The organism is Bacillota bacterium, from assembly GCA_030705925.1.
Classification (GTDB): Bacteria; Bacillota; Clostridia; order Oscillospirales; family Feifaniaceae; genus JAUZPM01.
The window spans coordinates 1-4,380 of record JAUZPM010000107.1; the positions used below are offsets into that span (position 1 = coordinate 1).

Annotated in this window: 6 protein-coding genes and 1 other annotated feature; of the genes, 2 read left to right on the plus strand and 4 right to left on the minus strand. The window is 40.2% G+C overall.

Annotated elements, in window-relative coordinates; all coding sequences use genetic code 11:
- The coding region (locus Q8865_11045; protein MDP4153954.1) for a threonine--tRNA ligase at window positions 1-849 on the minus strand (849 nt) is incomplete at its 3' end.
- 143 nt (window positions 850-992) lie between these two features.
- Window positions 993-1,229, minus strand: a binding site (T-box leader).
- Window positions 1,230-1,386: 157 nt separating this feature from the next.
- Between Q8865_11045 and Q8865_11050 the strand changes: the two genes are divergently transcribed.
- Window positions 1,387-1,917, plus strand: coding sequence for a hypothetical protein (locus Q8865_11050; protein ID MDP4153955.1), 531 nt, complete (start codon window positions 1,387-1,389; stop codon window positions 1,915-1,917).
- A 15-nt stretch (window positions 1,918-1,932) separates the two neighbouring features.
- A complete protein-coding gene (locus Q8865_11055; GenBank protein MDP4153956.1) occupies window positions 1,933-2,142 on the plus strand; it encodes a helix-turn-helix transcriptional regulator in 210 nt (69 codons plus the stop codon).
- A 62-nt stretch (window positions 2,143-2,204) separates the two neighbouring features.
- Here the strand turns inward: Q8865_11055 and Q8865_11060 are convergent, their stop codons facing one another.
- From Q8865_11060 to Q8865_11070, 3 genes are all read right to left on the minus strand, one after another.
- Window positions 2,205-2,651: a GatB/YqeY domain-containing protein gene (locus Q8865_11060; protein MDP4153957.1), complete on the minus strand. Its 447-nt coding sequence runs from the start codon at window positions 2,649-2,651 to the stop codon at window positions 2,205-2,207.
- Window positions 2,652-2,759: 108 nt separating this feature from the next.
- Window positions 2,760-3,854 (minus strand): diguanylate cyclase, encoded by a 1,095-nt coding sequence (locus Q8865_11065; protein ID MDP4153958.1) that lies wholly within the window; start codon window positions 3,852-3,854, stop codon window positions 2,760-2,762.
- A gap of 234 nt (window positions 3,855-4,088) precedes the next feature.
- Window positions 4,089-4,380 (minus strand): hypothetical protein (locus Q8865_11070; protein MDP4153959.1); only part of this gene is annotated, 292 nt, incomplete at its 5' end.

Below are 4,380 nucleotides of genomic sequence, written 5' to 3' on the forward strand. Positions count from 1 at the left end.
CCTGTAGGATTTCATTGACGACTGGTAAATGGCAATATGGAACGGGCAGTTCATGGGCTTTAGATAATATTCCTCCCCGTCGATCATGATCGGGCTGTACATGCTGTCTTTATAGAAGCCCAGATGCCCCGAGGTCTTCCACAGTTCCGCGCGCCCGATATGTGGGGTATACACCCAGTCATAGCCGTTCATGATATGAGCCTGCTGGCTGAATTTTTCAAGCAGATATCGCACCATAGCACCCTTCGGATGCCACAGCACCAGCCCCTGCCCTATTTCCGGCGTCGAGCTGAACAGGTCGAGCTGGGCTCCGAGATTCCGGTGATCTCGCCTTGCGATATCTTCTTCGAGCAAGGTAAATTCTTTAAGCTTAGCTTCGTTTTCAAAAGCCGCTCCGCTTATTCTAGTCAGCATATCGCCGTCAGCGTCGCCTTTCCAATAGGCGCCTGAAAGTCCCGACAGCTTGAATGAATTTGTGTCAAGACTTTGCATAGACAGCGGATATTCGCATAAATCACGAAATGCGCCCAGCGAATAAATGGCGCATCCGTCATTCAACAGCTCAAGTTTGTACGGCTGATCCTGAAAAAGCGATTTTATCTTTTCAGGGCTTTCAGTCGATAACTTGATTGCCGTGTTTGCAATGAGCTCTTTCATCTTTTCTTCTATCGCCGGCAGATCTGTAAGCGAGATCTGAGCCGGCAATTTGAAGTCATAATAAAACCCGTTTTCCGTTAAACCTCCGCCGCCAAGCTTTACATCAGAATAGATTTCAGACACCGCTGCCGCCAACACAAATGCATAAGTCCTGCGAAGAGATTCGATGCCGCTGTTTTCGTTTGTTTTCATATACCATCCCTGCTTATCAAATTAATAATGTTGATTTAAGCAGAGGCCGGTAATACCGCGAGAAAAGTATGCTTTGTGTGATGACTTATTTCTCACGGACATTTCACCCCATTTCTTTTGAGCAAACAAAAATGCCCCCATCCCAATGGGATGAGAGCACTGCTCACATGGTTCCACCCAAATTACAAGCCTGCATTTTTATTATGCAAAGTCTGCCACTTGTATGATTATAACGGAATCACCGTTCGCTCTTACTGTACGTTCAGGCGACTGCTCGGAGGTGGTTTTCAGCTTTTCATGCTTTGCTTCGCTTTCAGCCGGCGGCGCAGCATCTCTTTAAAAGCTGGGTAAAGCTTACTCGTCCTCGTCGATGCATTATAGTATCTTATATTATAGTATCAGTTTCTCTAAAAGTAAATAAAAAAAATATTGTCTTGATTTTCCCGTAAATTATTTAACGTTTATCGTTAAATAATTATTGACATATATTAATTCATCTGCTATACTGATCCCATCAAAGCAAACGGAGGGAAATTTATGAACGAAATACAGAAAAAAATCAAGACCACAAGCAGGATTGTAGCCGTAATAACAAAAATACTCTATATCTGCGGCTTCGTTTTTTTATGCATTGCAACGACCGGAGTCATATGGTCGATGATAACTCCCGAAAACAGTTTTATGTTAGGGCATGTACGTGTGATTTCGCCTATTCAAATCGCAGCGGATAATGGAGTAAACGCAGCTTTATTTACAGGCATCGCCGACCAGTCATTTTTCGTTGCGATCTTGATTCTGACAAATCGAATTTTCAAGGATATAAGCCGCGAATATTCGCCGTTTTTGCCTAAAAACATCTCGAGGATGAAAAAAATCGCAATGCTCCTTTTTGTTGACAGTATCATTTCGCCGGAAATCTCCGCGGCTATCGGAAAATCCTTGTCACTTGTGGACAATCCGGTCAATTTCAGATCAGAGCTGTTCGTGCTCGCAATTATAATATACTGCTTTGCGCTCATATTCCAGTATGGCGCCGACCTCCAACAGCAGTCGGACGAAACGCTTTAAGGGGGGGGACACGCAATGGCAATCATATTAAGGCTTGACCGTATGATGGCAGACCGCAAAATATCTCTTAATGACCTTGCCGATAAAGTCGGGATCGCAAACGTTAATCTTTCAAAAATCAAAACCGGCAAAATAAGCGCAATAAGATTTTCAACGCTTGACTCAATCTGTGACGCTCTCGAATGTCAGCCAGGCGATATCCTCGAGTTTAAAAGAGATAAGTAATCTAAAAAAAGGATCAGTTCCTTGAAAGGTTCTGATCCTTTTAATATTCCGTTCTTACGTGGTTATTTCAACAATTCTCCGACAAGTCTGTTCACAAGACCGCCGTCAGCCTTGCCTTTTAAAAGTGGCATCAGAGATTTCATAATCACGCCTTTATCCTTTGCTGACGGAGCCGAAATCCCCAGTTCTCCGATGACCTTCTGGATAACAGCCTTGATTTCATCCTCTGACATCATTTTCGGTGCAAATTCTGAATAAACCTTGATTCTAAGCTCGCATTCCTTGATTATATCGGCTCTGTCTTTCGGCGAGGACGCCATCGTCTCCTGCGCTTCCTTTATCTCTTTGCAGATTATAGTGTTTTCCTCTTCCTCCGTAAGGTCGGCACGTTTATCGATAAACTTTGCTTTTAATGCTGAAAGAAGCAAAGATAACGCATTTTTACGATCCATATCCTTTTCTTTCAGCGCCTTCATCATTTCCTGTCTGACAAGATCTATTTTTGTCATGATTTTTGACTCCTTTACATTTTGACTCATTAATTATGTATAATAGTTTCATTATATCACATTAACCGCACAAAAAAATCAACTTACATTAAAAACCACGCACAAATATCATAATTGCACCGTCATATTTCGGCGTTTTTGCAAATAAAGTTCCTTATCTGCCTCTTGGAACACTTGGTTGATGCTGTTGCCGCTTGCTTTATGATAAATCTTATACCCAATAGATACCGTAGGAAACTGCGGGCTTTTATCCCTATTCGCGTTGATCTCGCCAATAAGCCTTTCAAGCGCGTGCTTTATAAGTTCTTCATCTGTTATATCGCTTAAAATGCAGAACTCATCCCCGCCGATCCGAAATCCGGTTCCAATATCTGAAAAGGCAGACTTTATGGCAATACCGATCGTACCAAGACAGTCGTCGCCGTATTGATGGCCGTAAGTGTCGTTGATTTGCTTGAAGTTGTCCACATCAATAAGGATAACCGCTGCCCTTTCCAATGCTTCAAAGTGATTTTTAGCGCTTTCATATGCCCGCCTATTAAAAAGCATCGTCAAAATATCATGTTTGTCACTGAATTCACAGATAAAAGCATAATAAATGACCATAGCAAATGTGACGCACGTCCACGTAGCGTGCAGCTTTGGAATCAAAACCTGAATAGTAGTGCCGATCAATAAAAATAAAAACAGGAAAGTCAGTATAAAACTGCTTTTGCTATAATATCGCTTTGTTGTTCTGATTATAGTATCGAATAATACAGCGATGCCCCAGCCATATGCAACGATGTAAAATATGAACGCCGGACCGCGGCTGTATACATTTTCCGGCGAGATTGTGAAAATCAAACCGCATTTTGGCGAAGTCACTGTCAAAATCAGATTGGCTATGGAAGGCAAAAATAACAATGGAGGAATTTTCGAATATTTGTTGCTGAAAACTGACGCTAACAGAATAGGGATAATCGGAGAAACCGAAAAGCCTATAACATTAGCGGTCATATTGGGTATGCGAAATGACGGACCCAAAGCTTCAAAAAGGCTTGTTCCCACTTCAGATAAGATAACAGCGACGGTTGCGAAAATAGTAACCGAATATACCTTCTTTTTTTTCACGTCGAGAATATCATTCTTTTGAACCATAAAGCTCAGCATAACTAAAACAAGTATGTTTAATATACCTATTGCAATATAATTTTCTATCATATATTCTTTTCGCCTGCCTTTTCTCTCTATTAATTCCCTATTTATCCCCGTATTTTTATGCTGCTTAGCGTTTTTATCAATAGATATGAATGTCGAAAAAATTTTACTGAGCGTATAAATAATATATACTTAATATATCATAAAAATAATAAAAACAAAAGAACTCAAACCTCTAAAAGTTCAAGTCCTTTTGTTCCTATTTTTATGAAAAAAGTAATAAAATCCTAACGTCTTTCATTCATTTTCCCCGCAAAAAATCAATTCTTTTGCATAGGGCAGGGTTTTTACCCAATCTATAAAACCATCCGACCACTCTGTTAACTTATGATTTTTTCTTTGTCTTACTATAGAATAAAGGTTTTCGTAATTAAAAGTGCAGGTTCTTTTTTGATTAAAAGATTCCGGCAGCAGTTCAATTAACATTTTCCAAAATTTTTTATCTTTTGTTTCAACATACTGATTTCTTAAAGCATTGAGCATATCGAGCACGATTTTGATTGCCGTTTTATTATTTTCATTTAAAACA